This window comes from Pseudomonas sp. Con_6 (genome assembly GCF_059379395.1).
The window spans coordinates 2,645,521-2,660,167 of sequence record NZ_CM182011.1; the positions used below are offsets into that span (position 1 = coordinate 2,645,521).

The following is a 14,647-nucleotide window of genomic DNA, read 5'->3' on the forward strand; positions in this document are numbered from 1 at the left end:
GTTAACGGGCGCGGTAGGTGATGCGCCCTTTGCTCAGGTCGTACGGCGTCAGTTCGACGCGGACCTTGTCGCCAGTCAGGATACGGATGTAGTTCTTGCGCATCTTTCCGGAGATGTGCGCGGTTACGACGTGCCCGTTTTCCAACTCCACGCGGAACATGGTGTTGGGCAGGGTGTCGACGACAGTGCCTTCCATTTCGAAGCTGTCTTCTTTCGACATGCAGTAAAGCCCTCGGTGTTCAGTTATGGCCGGCCACAGAAGCACCCGGCTACAAAAAGTGGCGTGCATTGTGCCCGAAAAAGGGAGGTCAAGCCAAGGTTTTCAATTAAGGGTGACCCAGCGCTGGTTGATCAGCAACTCAATAGGGCGGTATTGGGTCTTGTAGTTCATTTTTTTGCAGTTCTTGATCCAGTAGCCAAGGTAGACCGCATCCAGTCCCAGGCGCAGGGTTTCGCCGATCTGCCAGAGAATGGCGAAGCGGCCGAGGCTGCGCCGCTCCTCGTTCGGTTCATAGAAGGTGTACACCGCCGACAGGCCGTTGGGCAGCAGGTCGGTCACCGCCACGGCGACCAGGCGGCCGTCCAGGCGGAACTCGTAGAAGCGCGAGAAGGGCAGGTCACGGACCAAGAAGGTGGAGAACTGGTCGCGGCTCGGCGGGTACATGTCGCCGTCGGCATGTCGCTGCTCGATATACCGCCGGTACAGGTCGAAGTATTCTTCATTGAAGGAAGGCCGGGCAGCCCTCACCACCAGATCGGCGTTGCGCTTGATGATGCGTTTCTGCTGACGGTTCGGGGTGAAACGCGCAGCCGGGATCCGCGCCGGAACGCAGGCGTTGCAGTTCTGGCAGTGGGGCCGGTACAGATGGTCGCCACTGCGACGAAAGCCCATTTCCGACAGGTCCGCATAGACGGTGGCGTCCATTGGCTGGCTCGGGTCGAGGAACAGCGTGGTGGCCTGCTCGTCAGGCAGGTAGCTGCAGGCATGGGGTTGAGTGGCATAAAACTTCAGGCGCGCCAGCTCGGTCATGATCAACCCCTCGGCAGGTGTTTTTCTAAGTGTAAGCCAGCTACGAAAACTCGCCTAGGTAACGACTTGGGTGCAGACCCACGTGGCACGATTGGGCTGGTCCAGATATTGACGCAGATAATCGGCGAAGGTTGCCCTGGCGATGGGGCGAGCACCTAGACTGTGCAGGTGCTCGGTTGGCATCTGGCAATCGATAAGAACGAAACCGGCCTCGCGCAGGTGTTCGACCAGGGCGACGAAGCCGACTTTCGACGCATTGTCGGCGCGGCTGAACATCGATTCGCCGAAGAACAGCCGGCCCATGGCCAGGCCATACAGGCCGCCCACCAGCTCACCGTCGCGACGGACCTCCACGGAGTGGGCGAAGCCTTGGCGATAGAGTTCGATATAGGCCGCTTGCATGCTGTCGGTGATCCAGGTGCCATCGGCATAGGCCCGCGGCGCGGCGCAGGCGTGGATCACCGCGGCAAAGTCCTGGTCGAAGCTGACCTGGTAATGGCCTTGGCGGATCACCTTGCGCAGCGAGCGCGACACATGCAATTCATCGGGGAACACGACGGTGCGCGGATCCGGCGACCACCAGAGGATTGGCTGGCCATCCTGGTACCAGGGGAAGCAGCCATGGCGGTAGGCTTGAACCAGACGCTCCGGGCGCAGGTCGCCGCCGGCGGCGAGCAGGCCGTTGGGTTCGCGCAGGGCTTTTTCCAGCGGCGGGAAGTCCAGGGTGGTGCGGTTCAACCAGGTCAGCATGGTGAAGTTTCGCGTGATGGCGGGGCAGGGGAGGGCGCCCAGCATGACCCGAAAGCGCGCTGCGGGACAAGCCCGGCGCAGACGCATCTGCGCAGGGTCGGTAGTGGCCAGTTGCCTGGGGCGCAACTTAAATCAAGGGCAGTTGTCCCAACTACGCAAAAACCCCGTATAAGCCTTTGTCACAAAAGAAAATGCGTGCTCAAATTGTTGCATGGGAATTTGTTCCCGCCATGGCCTGTTCCGCCGAGCCGTCATGGCGATCGATTGGCAGTAATGATAAAAGTAGTGATTTGTTGACCGGCCCCCTTGGTCAATCACGGTTGGACGCGCAAGTAGCGCAGGAATAGACGAGTTTTGAAGAAACCCACAGCAACACCCAATCCCGAGCCGCTCTGGCGCCAGCAGTTGCACTACAGGCTCAAGGAAGGTGCCCTGATCGCCATGGGCGCCCTGTGCCTTTATCTGTGGATGGCCTTGCTGACCTACGACCAGGCCGACCCCGGCTTCAGCCACACCAGCAACGTCGACCAGGTGCAGAACGCCGCGGGCCGTGCTGGTGCGTTCTTCGCCGACATCCTGTTCATGGTCCTGGGCTACTTCGCCTATATCTTCCCGCTGCTGCTGGCGATCAAGACCTGGCAGATCTTCCGCGAGCGCCACCAGCCCTGGCAGTGGAGCGGCTGGCTGTTCTCCTGGCGTCTGATCGGCCTGGTATTTCTGGTCCTCTCTGGCGCCGCCCTGGCGCATATCCACTTCCATTCCACGCCAAGCCTGCCGGCTTCGGCGGGCGGTGCGCTGGGCGAAAGCCTTGGCGACCTGGCGAAGAACGCCCTGAACGTGCAGGGCAGCACCTTGATGTTCATTGCCCTGTTCCTCTTCGGCCTGACCGTGTTCACCGACCTGTCATGGTTCAAAGTCATGGACCTGACAGGCAAGATCACCCTCGACCTCTTCGAACTGTTCCAGGGCGCTGCCAGCCGCTGGTGGTCGGCGCGCAACGAGCGCAAGCAACTGGTCGCGCAATTGCGCGAGGTCGATGTGCAGGTCAATGAGGTGGTGGCCCCGGTGGTCCCGGACCGACGCGAACAGGCCAAGGCCCGCGAGCGCATCATCGAGCGCGACCAGGCCCTGGCCAAGCATGTCGCCGAACGCGAGGAAAAGACCCCGCCGGTGATCATGCCGGCCCCGGCCAAGGCGCCGGAGCCGAGCAAGCGCGTGCAAAAAGAAAAGCAGGCGCCGCTGTTCGTCGACAGCGCTGTCGAAGGTACTCTGCCGCCGATCTCCATCCTCGATCCGGCCGAGCAGAAGAAGGTCAACTACTCGCCAGAATCCCTGGCCGGCGTCGGCCAGTTGCTGGAAATCAAGCTCAAGGAGTTCGGCGTCGAGGTTTCGGTGGACTCGATCCACCCGGGGCCGGTGATCACCCGCTACGAAATCCAGCCCGCTGCCGGTGTGAAGGTCAGCCGCATCGCCAACCTGGCCAAGGACCTTGCCCGTTCCCTGGCGGTGACCAGCGTGCGCGTGGTCGAGGTGATTCCCGGCAAGACCACCGTCGGCATCGAGATCCCCAACGAAGACCGGCAGATCGTGCGCTTCTCCGAAGTGCTGTCGTCGCCGCAGTACGACGAGGCCAAGTCGCCGGTCACCATGGCCCTGGGCCATGACATTGGCGGCAAGCCGGTGATCACCGACCTGGCCAAGATGCCCCACCTGCTGGTGGCCGGTACCACCGGTTCCGGTAAGTCGGTGGGCGTCAACGCGATGATCCTGTCGATCCTGTTCAAGTCCGGCCCGGAAGACGCCAAGCTGATCATGATCGACCCGAAGATGCTCGAACTGTCGATCTACGAGGGCATCCCGCACCTGCTCTGCCCGGTGGTCACCGACATGAAGGACGCCGCCAACGCCCTGCGCTGGAGCGTCGCCGAGATGGAGCGGCGCTATAAGCTGATGGCGGCCATGGGCGTGCGCAACCTGGCCGGCTTCAACCGCAAGATCAAGGACGCCGAGGAAGCCGGCGAGCCGATCTACGATCCGATGTTCCGTCGCGAAAGCATGGACGATGTGCCGCCGACCCTGACCACCCTGCCAACCATCGTGGTGATCGTGGACGAGTTCGCCGACATGATGATGATCGTCGGCAAGAAGGTCGAGGAACTGATCGCCCGGATCGCGCAGAAGGCGCGGGCCGCGGGTATCCACCTGATCCTCGCCACCCAGCGGCCGTCGGTGGACGTGATCACCGGCCTGATCAAGGCCAACATCCCGACGCGGATGGCCTTTCAGGTATCGAGCAAGATCGACTCGCGGACCATCATCGACCAAGGCGGCGCCGAACAGTTGCTTGGCCATGGTGACATGCTCTACATGCCGCCGGGTACCAGTCTGCCGATCCGCGTGCACGGCGCCTTCGTCTCCGACGATGAGGTGCACCGCGTCGTCGAGGCGTGGAAGCTGCGCGGTGCCCCGGACTACAACGACGACATCCTCAACGGTGTCGAGGAAGCCGGCAGCGGCTTCGACGGCGGTGGTGGCGGTGAAGGCGGCGACGACGCCGAGACCGACGCGCTCTACGACGAAGCGGTACAGTTCGTCCTGGAAAGCCGCCGTGCCTCGATTTCCGCGGTGCAGCGCAAGCTGAAGATCGGCTACAACCGCGCCGCGCGGATGATCGAGGCCATGGAAATGGCTGGCGTGGTCACGCCCATGAACACCAACGGCTCCCGCGAAGTCATCGCGCCGGGATCGCCGCGGGACTGATACCCCGGTTTCGCCAGCGGGCAACGACGCCCGCCGGTTCATTCATTCTGCAACGAGGATTGCCATGCGCCTGATTCGCATGATGTTGGTATCCGCGCTGGGCCTGTCCAGCGCCGCGGTGTTCGCCGGTGAAGCCGACGTGGCCCGCCTGACCCAGCTGTTGAACAACTCGAAGACCATCAGCGCCAACTTCTCCCAGCTGACCCTCGACGCCAGCGGCACCCAGCTGCAGGAAACCACGGGGCAGATGGCGGTACAGCGTCCGGGCCTGTTCTACTGGCACACCGACGCGCCGCAGGAGCAGGTGGTGGTCTCCGACGGCGCCAAGGTCACCCTGTGGGACCCTGACCTGGAGCAGGCGACCATCAAGAAGCTCGACCAGCGCCTGACCCAGACTCCGGCGCTGCTGCTGTCCGGCGACGTGTCGAAGATCAGCCAGAGCTTTGACATCAGCTCGAAGGAGCAGGGCGAGGTGATGGACTTCGAACTGCGCCCGAAGACCAAGGACACCCTGTTCGATTCCCTGCGCCTGTCGTTCCGCAAGGGCCTGGTCAATGACATGCAACTGATCGACAGTGTCGGCCAGCGCACCAACATTATCTTCACCGGGGTCAAGGCCAACGAGGCGGTCCCGGCGAGCAAGTTCAAGTTCGACATCCCCAAAGGCGCGGATGTGATCCAGGAATAAGAGGTCGTACAGCTGTCCATGGACCTGTTTCGCAGTGAACCGGTTGCCCAGCCACTGGCCGCGCGCATGCGCCCGGCCAACCTGGACGAATACGTCGGGCAGCAGCATCTGCTGGCCCGCGGCAAGCCGCTGCGCGAAGCGCTGGAGCAGGGGGCGCTGCATTCGATGATCTTCTGGGGCCCGCCCGGGGTTGGCAAGACTACCCTGGCGCGGCTGCTCGCGCAGTTCTGTGACGCCCACTTCGAAACGGTCTCGGCGGTGCTTGCCGGGGTCAAGGAAATCCGCCACGCCGTGGAGATCGCCAAGCAGCAGGCGGCCCAGTACGGGCGGCGGACCATCCTCTTCGTCGACGAAGTGCACCGTTTCAACAAGTCGCAGCAGGATGCCTTCCTGCCCTATGTCGAAGACGGCACGCTGATCTTCATCGGTGCCACCACCGAGAACCCGTCCTTCGAATTGAACAACGCGCTGCTGTCGCGGGCGCGGGTCTACGTGCTCAAGAGCCTCGACGAAGAGGCCCTGCGCCGCCTGGTGCAGCGAGCCCTGAGCGAGGATCGCGGCCTCGGCAAGCGCAACCTGCGCCTGTCCGACGAAGCCTTCACCATGCTCCTGGCCGCCGCCGACGGCGATGGCCGGCGCATGCTGAACTTCCTCGAGAATGCCTCGGACCTGGCGGACGACGGCGGTGAGATCGGCGCCGAACTCCTGCAGAGCCTGCTCGGCGACAGCCGCCGACGCTTCGACAAGGGCGGCGAAGCCTTCTACGACCAGATTTCCGCGCTGCACAAATCCATTCGTGGCTCCAACCCGGACGCCGCGTTGTACTGGTTTGCGCGCATGCTCGACGGCGGCTGCGACCCGCTGTACCTGGCCCGCCGCGTGGTGCGCATGGCCAGCGAGGACATCGGCAACGCCGACCCCCGCGCCCTGAGCCTGTGCCTGTCGGCCTGGGACGTGCAGGAACGCCTTGGCAGCCCGGAAGGCGAGCTGGCGGTGGCCCAGGCAATCACCTATCTGGCCTGCGCACCAAAGAGCAACGCCGTGTACATGGGCTTCAAGGCCGCCATGCGTGAAGCGGCCGAGCACGGTTCACTGGAAGTGCCGCTGCACCTGCGCAATGCCCCGACCAAGCTGATGAAGCAACTGGGCTACGGCGAGGAATACCGCTACGCCCACGACGAGCCGGGCGCCTATGCAGCCGGCGAAGACTACTTCCCCGACCAGCTCGAACCGCGCCAGTACTACCAGCCAGTGCCCCGTGGCCTGGAACTGAAGATCGGCGAGAAGTTGCGCCAGCTGGCCGAACTCGACCGCAACAGCCCCCGGCAACGGAGAAAACCGTGATCGCACTTATCACCGCTGTCAGCGCCGGCGGCGTCGCCGGTACCCTGCTGCGCTTTGCCACGTCCAATTGGGTGGCTGGCCACTGGCCTCGACACTTTTATCTCGGTACGCTGGCGGTCAACCTGGTTGGCTGCCTGCTGATCGGCCTGCTCTACGGGCTGTTCCTGCATCGTCCGTACGTGCCGGTCGAGCTGCGTGGCGGCCTGATCGTCGGCTTCCTTGGCGGCTTGACGACGTTTTCATCCTTTTCACTGGATACCGTGCGCCTGTTCGAAAGCGGACAGGCGCCACTGGCCTTCGGCTATGCCGCGGTCAGCGTGCTGGGCGGCCTGCTCGCAACCTGGGCCGGCCTGGCAATCACCCGAATCTGAACCAACACCACACATAACGAGAGAACGACATGCTCGATTCCAAACTGTTACGCGGCCAACTTCAGGAAGTGGCGGACCGCCTGGCCTCCCGTGGCTTCAGCCTGGATGTCGCGCGCATCGAATCCCTGGAAGAGCGCCGCAAGACGGTGCAGACCCGTACCGAACAACTGCAGGCCGAGCGTAACGCCCGTTCCAAGTCCATCGGCCAGGCCAAGGCCAAAGGCGAGGACATCGCCCCGCTGATGGCTGACGTCGAGCGCATGGCGGGCGAACTGGCCGCTGGCAAGGTCGAGCTGGACGAGATCCAGACCGAGCTGGACCAGATCCTGCTGACCCTGCCCAACCTGCCGGATGCCAGCGTCCCGGTCGGTGAAGACGAAGACGGCAACGTTGAAGTGCGTCGCTGGGGCACCCCGCGGACTTTCGATTTCCCGATCCAGGACCACGTCGCCCTCGGCGAGCGTGACGGCTACCTCGACTTCGAGACCGCCGCCAAGCTGTCCGGCGCCCGCTTCGCCCTGCTGCGCGGCCCTATCGCCCGCCTGCACCGCGCCCTCGCGCAGTTCATGATCAACCTGCACATCAACGAGCACGGCTACGAAGAGGCCTACACCCCATACCTGGTTCAGGCCCCGGCGCTGCAAGGCACCGGCCAACTGCCGAAGTTCGAGGAAGACCTGTTCAAGATCAGCCGCGAAGGCGAAGCCGACTTCTACCTGATCCCGACTGCCGAAGTGTCGCTGACCAACATCGTTGCCGGCGAGATCGTCGACGCCAAGGAACTGCCGATCAAGTTCGTCGCCCACACCCCGTGCTTCCGCAGCGAAGCCGGTGCGTCGGGTCGCGACACCCGCGGCATGATCCGCCAGCACCAGTTCGACAAGGTCGAAATGGTCCAGGTGGTCGAGCCGTCCAAGTCCATGGAAGCCCTGGAAGGCCTGACCGCCAACGCCGAGCGCGTGCTCCAGGCGCTGGAGCTGCCGTACCGCGTGCTGGCCCTGTGCACCGGCGACATGGGCTTCAGTGCCACCAAAACCTACGACCTGGAAGTCTGGGTGCCGAGCCAGGACAAGTACCGCGAGATTTCCTCGTGCTCCAACTGCGGCGACTTCCAGGCTCGACGCATGCAAGCCCGCTGGCGCAACCCGGAAACCGGCAAGCCGGAGCTGGTGCACACCCTCAACGGCTCGGGCCTGGCCGTTGGCCGTACCCTGGTCGCGGTGCTGGAGAACTACCAGCAGGCCGACGGTACCATCCGTGTACCGGAAGTCCTCAAGCCCTACATGGGCGGCATCGAGGTCATCGGCTAAATGGAATTCCTGCCGCTGTTCCACAATTTGCGCGGCAGCCAGGTGCTGGTGGTTGGCGGCGGCGAGATTGCCTTGCGCAAATCCCGCCTGCTGGTCGATGCCGGGGCGAAGCTGCGGGTAGTTGCGCCGGAAATCGAAAGCCAGCTCGCCGAGCTGGCCCTCAAGGGCGGCGGTGAACTTCTGGTCCGCGGCTATGAAGAACGCGACCTCGACGGCTGCCAGCTGATCATCGCCGCCACCGATGACACCGTGCTCAATGCGCAGGTGTCGGCGGATGCGCGGCGGCGTTGCGTACCGGTCAACGTAGTGGACGCACCGGCGCTGTGCTCGGTGATCTTCCCGGCTATCGTCGACCGTTCGCCGCTGGTGGTCGCGGTCTCCAGTGGCGGTGACGCCCCGGTGCTGGCGCGCTTGATCCGCGCCCGCCTGGAAGCCTGGATTCCTTCTGCCTATGGCGAACTGGCCGGGCTGGCCGCGCGTTTCCGCGAGCGGGTCAAGCAGCTCTATCCGGACGTCAACCAACGTCGTGGTTTCTGGGAAGACGTGTTCCAGGGCCCGATCGCCGAACGCCAGCTGGCGGGGCAGGGCGGTGAAGCCGAGCGCCTGTTGCAGGCCAAGGTCGAAGGCGCCGCGCCGCAGAACGGTGGCGAGGTGTACCTGGTCGGTGCCGGCCCGGGTGACCCGGACCTGCTGACCTTCCGTGCCTTGCGCCTGATGCAGCAGGCCGACGTGGTGCTGTACGACCGCCTGGTTGCCCCGGCGATCATCGAGATGTGCCGGCGTGATGCCGAGCGCATCTATGTCGGCAAGCGCCGCGCCGATCACGCCGTACCGCAGGAGCAGATCAACCAGCAACTGGTGGACCTGGCTCGTCAGGGCAAGCGGGTGCTGCGTCTCAAGGGTGGCGATCCGTTCATCTTCGGCCGGGGTGGCGAGGAGATCGAGGAGCTGGCGGAGCAGGGCATTCCGTTCCAGGTGGTACCGGGGATCACCGCGGCCAGTGGTTGCTCGGCCTATGCCGGGATTCCGCTGACCCACCGGGACTATGCCCAGTCGGTACGATTCGTCACCGGCCACCTGAAGGACGGCACCAGCAACCTGCCCTGGAATGACCTGGTCGCGCCGGCGCAGACCCTGGTGTTCTACATGGGGCTGGTGGGCTTGCCGACCATCTGTGCCGAGCTGATCCGCCATGGTCGCGCGGCGGATACGCCGGCGGCGCTGGTGCAGCAGGGCACGACCAAGAACCAGCGGGTGTTTACCGGCACCCTGGCCGACCTGCCGCAACTGGTGGCGGAGCATGAAGTGCATGCGCCGACATTGGTGATCGTCGGTGAGGTGGTGCAACTGAGAGACAAGCTGGCCTGGTTCGAAGGCGCCCAGTAAAGCGCGGACCTTGTGGGAGCGGGCGAGCCCGCTCCCACATTGGTCTCGGTGATCCTCAGATTCCGCTTTTCTTCCAGATCCCTTTCCCGTCCAGCCGTTCCCGATCATGCGCCTGCCCGAAGTCCTGCAGCGGCCCTTTCGGCACGATCCCGTTCGGGTTGATGGTCTTGTGGCTCATGTAGTAGTGGTGCTGGATATGCTCCATGTTCACCGTCTCCGCCACCCCCGGCCACTGGTACAGCTCGCGCAGCCAGTTGGACAGGTTCGGGTAGTCGCTGATGCGCCGCAGGTTGCACTTGAAGTGCCCGTAGTACACCGCATCGAAGCGCACGATGGTGGTGAACAGACGGATATCCGCCTCGGTCAGGTATTCACCCGCCAGATACCGTTGCCCATCCAGTAGCTGTTCCAGGGTATCCAGCTCGCTGAACAGTGCATCGAACGCCTCTTCATAAGCCCCTTGCGAGGTCGCGAAACCAGCGCGGTATACGCCATTGTTCACGGCCGGATAGATGCGCTCGTTCAACGCATCGATCTTCACTCGCAGCGGCTCCGGGTAAAGGTCCAGGCGATTGCCGGTCAGGTCATCGAAATCGCTGTTGAAGATGCGGATGATCTGCGACGACTCGTTGTTGACGATGCGCTGCTCCTGCTTGTCCCACAGTACTGGCACGGTGACGCGGCCGGTGTAGTGCGGGTCGTCATGAGTGTAGCGCTGGTGCAGGAAGTCGATGCCGTCGAGCGTGTCGCCGGTGGAGCCCTGGCTCTGGTCGAAGGTCCAGCCATGCTCGCCCATCAGCCAGCTGACCACGGACACGTCGATCAGGCTTTCCAGGCCCTTGAGCTTGCGATAGATGAGGGTGCGGTGTGCCCACGGACAGGCCAGCGACACATACAGGTGATAGCGCCCGGCCTCGGCGGCGGGCAGGGGATTGTTGCGCTGCGCGCTTTCGCGCTCGAAGGCGCCGTCCTTGCTGCTTTTGTACCACTGGTCATGCCAGCGTCCATCGATCAACAGGCCCACGGGGAGACTCCTTGGCAGATTCGTTTGAAGATTTGAGGCCAGTGTACGGACTCAAGTTCGAACGAATAGCGCAAAGATCGCGCCTGTTTGATCGATGGATTCGATGGTTTCCTCAGGCCAGTCGCGCGGCCCAGTATTCACGGGCCTTGGCGAAGGCGTCCTGCTGCGAATGACCGAGGCCACGCAGGGCCAGGGCCATGGTCGCCACCACCGCCATCTCGCCATAGCTGTCGCTGGCCTCGCCGCGCCAGACCGCCATCAAGTGCTCCGGCTCCAGGCTGGCCGGTTTCACATGGCGCTGGGCGGACATCTGCGGCCATTCCTCGTCCCAGTCCGCGCCGTCGGCGGTGCCGTAGAGGTGGCTGGTGGCGTCCGGGTTGATCTCGATCTCGCCGCCGTCGCCCTTGACCACGATGGCGCGATCGCCGAGCAGTCGGCTGGCTTCGCGGTGCACCGCCTGGTAGCCGGGGTGGAAGATGCTCTGCAGGCCGCAATGGGCGCCCAAGGGGTTGAGCACCCGGGCCAGGGAATGGATCGGCGAGCGCAGGCCGAGGGTATTGCGCAGATCGATCATGCGTTGCAGGCGCGGCGCCCAGTCCATCAGGGGAATGAAGGCGATATTGCCGTTGTTCAGCGCCTGCTCGACTTGCGTCCAGTCGCGGCACAGCGGGATGCCCACCAGTTCCAGCACCTGCTCGGTGTACAGGCGCCCGGCGGTATGCGCGCCGCCGCCATGCATGAGGATGCGCACGCCATTTTTCGCCAGGCAGCGCGCGGCCAGCAGGTACCAGGGCAGGTGGCGCTTCTTCCCGGCGTAGCTCGGCCAGTCGATGTCCACGGCAACCGCCGGGGCGTCCAGGCGGGCGCGCAGGGCTTCGGTGAAGCCGGCCAGTTCGTCCGGGCTTTCTTCCTTGTGCCGCAGCAGCATCAGGAAGGCGCCGAGCTGGGTGTCCTCGACCTTGCCGTCGAGGAGCATGCCCATGGCGTTGCGGGCTTCCTCGCGAGTCAGGCCGCGGGCGCCGCGCTTGCCCTTGCCGAGGATGCGTACGAATTCGGCGAAGGGATGTTCGGCCGGGGTTTCGGTAACGAGCGGGAGTGGCTGGGTCATATGCAGTTGGTCGGCTTGGGCAGGCCCGCCAGCTTGGCAGCGAGTTTGGCGGGAGTGCCGTTGAACAGGCGGTTGAGGTGCGGGCTGTTGCCTTTTTCCGGGCCCAGCTTGAGCGCGGTGTACTTGATCAGCGGACGGGTCGCTGGCGACAGTTGGTACTCAGCGTAGAACTGGCGCAGCAGCTCCAGCACTTCCCAGTGATCGGCACTCAGCTCGATGGACTCGCGTTCGGCCAGGACCCGGGCGACGTCCGCCGACCAGTCGTCCAGCTCCACCAGGTAGCCGTCCTTGTCGAGGGCGATGTCCTGGCCGTTGACGGTGAGGGTGCTCATAGCCAGCTGTTGACCTTGTCGTAGTCCAGGGACAGGGCGACGAAGCCCGGATAGTCCACGGCGCTCGCCGGGCTGTCGGTGATGGCGCGGGCCAGCAGGTCTTCTTCCAGCGCGAACAGGCGCGGGCCCAGGGTGGTCAGGCCAGCGATGGTGGCGGTGCCGGGGTTCAGCGCGTAGACCGCGTCGCCGCAGAGCAGCAGGCCGTCCTCGGGACCAAGCAGACGCAGGCAACTGGCGAGACGGTCGTCGCCGAACGGCGAATGGGAAATGACGTGCAGGGTGCTCATCAGAGGGTTACCACCTGGTCGAATCGGTCGATCAAGGCCGCGAGGCCGGCGTCATCCAGCACCTCCACCGGCAGGCCCAGGCCTTCGGCGGCGAGGCCGCGTTCCCGGAGGCTGCTGGCGGCGACGAACAGCTCGTCGACACCGAACATCGGCAGGGCCTGGAGGTTGGCCGCGAGGTTCTTCTGTTGCAGCAGCGCCGGCTGCTGGTGGGCGGCGAGCTGGAACACGCCGTCATCGAGGAAGAGCATGCCCAGGGGCAGGTCGAAGGCGCCGCCGGCCAGGGCGATATCCAGCGCCTCGCGGGCGGACGGGCCGCTCCACGGCGCCTGGCGGCTGATGATCAGCAGGGACTTGGCCATTTCAATCTCCTCCGAAGCAGACCAGGCGGTCGGCGACCTGCGCGGCCTCATGCAACTGGCCCAGGCCCGACAGTTCCCACGGCGCCGGCAGGTTCACCGCCGGGCGCTGGTAGCGGCTGGCTTCTTCTTCGTTCAGCACACCGCGGCGCAGGGCGGCGGCGATGCACACCACGGCGTCCAGTTGGTGATCGCTGATGAAGGTGCGCCACTGCGCGGGGACATCGTTCTCGTCCTGCGGCGTGACCACGTTGGCCGAGGCGCTGTGCACGCCGTCCTGGTAGAAGAACAGGCGGGCGATCTCATGGCCGCCGGCCAGGGCCGCCTGGGCGAACAGCAGGGCGCGACGGGAGGAGGGCGCGTGGCCGGGGGAGAAAACCGCGATGGCGAACTTCATGGTAAGTCCTGTGGGAAAAACACCCGGCATTCTAAAGCAAAAAGCCCGCAGCAGGCTGCGGGCTTGTCTGAAGCGGGCGAGGGATCAGGCCTCGTGCTTGCTCTCAGGCAGGAACCAGTTCAGCACCAGGGCGCAGATGCCGCCGGTGGCGACGCCGGACTCCAGCACGTTGCGCAGTGCCGCCGGCATGTGCGCGAGGAACTCCGGCACCTGGGCCACGCCCAGGCCCAGGGCCAGGGACACGGCGATGATCAGCAGGGCACGACGGTCCAGGCTGACGCTGGCGAGGATGTTGATGCCCGAGGCCGCTACGGCGCCGAACATGACCATCGCCGCGCCACCCAGCACCGGCTCCGGCACCGCCTGGATCACCCCGGCCACCGCCGGGAACAGGCCGAGCAGCACCAGCATCAGGGCGATCCAGATACCGATATGGCGGCTGGCGATGCCGGTCAGCTGAATCACGCCGTTGTTCTGCGCGAAGATCGAGCTGGGGAAGGTGTTGAACACCCCGGCCAGCAGCGAGTTGGCGCCGTTGACCAGTACGCCGCCCTTGATTCGTTGCATCCACAGCGGGCCTTCCACCGGCTGGCGTGAGACCTTGCTGGTGGCGGTGACGTCACCGATGGCTTCCAGCGAGGTGACCAGGTAGATCACCAGCATCGGGATGAACAGCGCCCAGGAGAAGCCGAGGCCGAAGTGCAGCGGCACCGGCACCTGGAACAGCGCGGCTTCGTGCATGCCGGTGAAGTCCAGTCGGCCCAGGTAGCCGGCCAGGGCATAGCCCACGGCCAGGGCGATGACGATGGCGCAGCTGCGCATCCACACCAGCGGGATGCGGTTGAGCACCACGATGATCGCCAGCACTACGCCGGACAGCAGCAGGTTCTCGCCGTTGGCGAAGGTGCCGTTGCCCATGGCAGCGAAACCGCCGCCCATGCTGATCAGGCCGACCTTGATCAGGGTCAGGCCGATCATCAGCACGACGATGCCGGTGACCAGCGGGGTGATCAGGCGCTTGACGAAGGGCAGGATGCGCGAGATGCCCATCTCCACGAACGAACCGGCGATGACCACGCCGAAGATCGCCGCCATCACCGCTTCGACCGGCGTGCCTTGCTTGACCATCAGTGCGCCGCCGGCGATCAGCGGGCCGACGAAGTTGAAGCTGGTGCCCTGGACGATCAGCAGCCCGGCGCCGAATGGCCCGAAGCGCCGGCACTGGACGAAGGTGGCGATGCCGGAGATTACCAGCGACATGGACACGATCAGGTTGGTGTCGTGGGCCGAGACGCCGAGGGCCTGGCAGATCAGCAGGCCCGGGGTGACGATCGGCACGATGATCGCCAGCAGGTGCTGCAGCGCGGCCAGCAGGCCGATCACCAGGCGCGGCCGGTCTTCCAGGCCGAGGACCAGTTCATTGGCCTGCGCGGGGGCCGGCCCTTGTTCGAGTGAGCTCATGGACGGAGTGCCCTGAAAAAATGGAGGCGCATTCTACGGTGCA

Annotated in this window: 16 protein-coding genes; 6 read left to right on the forward strand and 10 right to left on the reverse strand. The window is 64.7% G+C overall.

Annotated elements, in window-relative coordinates:
• Position 1: 1 nt before the first annotated feature.
• The 3 genes from infA to aat all read right to left on the reverse strand — a co-directional run bounded on the left by infA (position 2) and on the right by aat (position 1,780).
• The gene (gene infA, locus AC5QPF_RS11825) at positions 2-220 is read right to left on the reverse strand and encodes a translation initiation factor IF-1 (RefSeq protein ID WP_002553999.1); all 219 of its coding nucleotides are present in this window, start codon (positions 218-220) and stop codon (positions 2-4) included.
• Positions 221-322: 102 nt separating this feature from the next.
• Positions 323-1,030: an arginyltransferase gene (locus tag AC5QPF_RS11830; RefSeq protein ID WP_494963378.1), complete on the reverse strand. Its 708-nt coding sequence runs from the start codon at positions 1,028-1,030 to the stop codon at positions 323-325.
• Positions 1,031-1,084: 54 nt separating this feature from the next.
• Entirely contained in the window at positions 1,085-1,780 is a 696-nt protein-coding gene (aat, locus tag AC5QPF_RS11835) for a leucyl/phenylalanyl-tRNA--protein transferase (protein ID WP_494963379.1), read from the reverse strand.
• A 354-nt stretch (positions 1,781-2,134) separates the two neighbouring features.
• Between aat and ftsK the strand changes: the two genes are divergently transcribed.
• From ftsK to cysG, 6 genes are all read left to right on the forward strand, one after another.
• Positions 2,135-4,540 carry a DNA translocase FtsK gene (gene ftsK / locus AC5QPF_RS11840; RefSeq protein ID WP_494963380.1) on the forward strand — a complete coding sequence of 802 codons (2,406 nt, stop codon included), beginning with the start codon at positions 2,135-2,137 and terminating at the stop codon, positions 4,538-4,540.
• Positions 4,541-4,604: 64 nt separating this feature from the next.
• Entirely contained in the window at positions 4,605-5,228 is a 624-nt protein-coding gene (gene lolA, locus AC5QPF_RS11845) for an outer membrane lipoprotein periplasmic chaperone LolA (RefSeq protein WP_494963381.1), read from the forward strand.
• A gap of 18 nt (positions 5,229-5,246) precedes the next feature.
• Positions 5,247-6,572 (forward strand): AAA family ATPase, encoded by a 1,326-nt coding sequence (locus AC5QPF_RS11850; RefSeq protein WP_494963382.1) that lies wholly within the window; start codon positions 5,247-5,249, stop codon positions 6,570-6,572.
• Positions 6,569-6,943: a fluoride efflux transporter CrcB gene (gene crcB, locus AC5QPF_RS11855; RefSeq protein ID WP_494963383.1), complete on the forward strand. Its 375-nt coding sequence runs from the start codon at positions 6,569-6,571 to the stop codon at positions 6,941-6,943. Before AC5QPF_RS11850 ends, crcB begins: the two co-directional genes overlap by 4 nt.
• A 29-nt stretch (positions 6,944-6,972) precedes the next feature.
• Entirely contained in the window at positions 6,973-8,253 is a 1,281-nt protein-coding gene (gene serS / locus AC5QPF_RS11860) for a serine--tRNA ligase (protein ID WP_494963384.1), read from the forward strand.
• Positions 8,254-9,639 (forward strand): siroheme synthase CysG, encoded by a 1,386-nt coding sequence (cysG, locus tag AC5QPF_RS11865; protein ID WP_494963385.1) that lies wholly within the window; start codon positions 8,254-8,256, stop codon positions 9,637-9,639.
• 55 nt (positions 9,640-9,694) lie between these two features.
• On the opposite strand, the gene AC5QPF_RS11870 is transcribed toward cysG, so the two are convergent.
• The 7 genes from AC5QPF_RS11870 to AC5QPF_RS11900 form a co-directional block, all read right to left on the reverse strand.
• Positions 9,695-10,663: a glutathione S-transferase C-terminal domain-containing protein gene (locus AC5QPF_RS11870; RefSeq protein ID WP_494963386.1), complete on the reverse strand. Its 969-nt coding sequence runs from the start codon at positions 10,661-10,663 to the stop codon at positions 9,695-9,697.
• Between the two features lie 112 nt (positions 10,664-10,775).
• Complete coding sequence (locus AC5QPF_RS11875; protein ID WP_494963387.1) at positions 10,776-11,771, reverse strand: glycosyl transferase family protein; 996 nt, start codon at positions 11,769-11,771, stop codon at positions 10,776-10,778.
• Positions 11,768-12,103, reverse strand: coding sequence for a TusE/DsrC/DsvC family sulfur relay protein (locus tag AC5QPF_RS11880; protein ID WP_494963388.1), 336 nt, complete (start codon positions 12,101-12,103; stop codon positions 11,768-11,770). The genes AC5QPF_RS11875 and AC5QPF_RS11880 overlap by 4 nt, the downstream gene beginning before the upstream one ends.
• Positions 12,100-12,390, reverse strand: coding sequence for a sulfurtransferase complex subunit TusB (gene tusB / locus AC5QPF_RS11885; protein ID WP_494963389.1), 291 nt, complete (start codon positions 12,388-12,390; stop codon positions 12,100-12,102). Before tusB ends, AC5QPF_RS11880 begins: the two co-directional genes overlap by 4 nt.
• Positions 12,390-12,749, reverse strand: coding sequence for a sulfurtransferase complex subunit TusC (gene tusC, locus AC5QPF_RS11890; RefSeq protein ID WP_494963390.1), 360 nt, complete (start codon positions 12,747-12,749; stop codon positions 12,390-12,392). Before tusC ends, tusB begins: the two co-directional genes overlap by 1 nt.
• 1 nt (position 12,750) lies before the next feature.
• Entirely contained in the window at positions 12,751-13,143 is a 393-nt protein-coding gene (gene tusD / locus AC5QPF_RS11895; RefSeq protein WP_494963391.1) for a sulfurtransferase complex subunit TusD, read from the reverse strand.
• Between the two features lie 84 nt (positions 13,144-13,227).
• Positions 13,228-14,604, reverse strand: coding sequence for a solute carrier family 23 protein (locus AC5QPF_RS11900; protein ID WP_494963392.1), 1,377 nt, complete (start codon positions 14,602-14,604; stop codon positions 13,228-13,230).
• Positions 14,605-14,647 lie beyond the last annotated feature (43 nt).

Coding starts and splice junctions, on each gene's coding strand:
- infA (WP_002553999.1), bottom strand. CDS start 220: ATGTCGAAAGAAGACAGCTTCGAAATGGAAGGCACTGTCGTCGACACC.
- AC5QPF_RS11830 (WP_494963378.1), bottom strand. CDS start 1,030: ATGACCGAGCTGGCGCGCCTGAAGTTTTATGCCACTCAACCCCATGCC.
- aat (WP_494963379.1), bottom strand. CDS start 1,780: ATGCTGACCTGGTTGAACCGCACCACCCTGGACTTCCCGCCGCTGGAA.
- lolA (WP_494963381.1), top strand. CDS start 4,605: ATGCGCCTGATTCGCATGATGTTGGTATCCGCGCTGGGCCTGTCCAGC.
- AC5QPF_RS11850 (WP_494963382.1), top strand. CDS start 5,247: ATGGACCTGTTTCGCAGTGAACCGGTTGCCCAGCCACTGGCCGCGCGC.
- serS (WP_494963384.1), top strand. CDS start 6,973: ATGCTCGATTCCAAACTGTTACGCGGCCAACTTCAGGAAGTGGCGGAC.
- cysG (WP_494963385.1), top strand. CDS start 8,254: ATGGAATTCCTGCCGCTGTTCCACAATTTGCGCGGCAGCCAGGTGCTG.
- AC5QPF_RS11875 (WP_494963387.1), bottom strand. CDS start 11,771: ATGACCCAGCCACTCCCGCTCGTTACCGAAACCCCGGCCGAACATCCC.
- AC5QPF_RS11880 (WP_494963388.1), bottom strand. CDS start 12,103: ATGAGCACCCTCACCGTCAACGGCCAGGACATCGCCCTCGACAAGGAC.
- tusB (WP_494963389.1), bottom strand. CDS start 12,390: ATGAGCACCCTGCACGTCATTTCCCATTCGCCGTTCGGCGACGACCGT.
- tusC (WP_494963390.1), bottom strand. CDS start 12,749: ATGGCCAAGTCCCTGCTGATCATCAGCCGCCAGGCGCCGTGGAGCGGC.
- tusD (WP_494963391.1), bottom strand. CDS start 13,143: ATGAAGTTCGCCATCGCGGTTTTCTCCCCCGGCCACGCGCCCTCCTCC.
- AC5QPF_RS11900 (WP_494963392.1), bottom strand. CDS start 14,604: ATGAGCTCACTCGAACAAGGGCCGGCCCCCGCGCAGGCCAATGAACTG.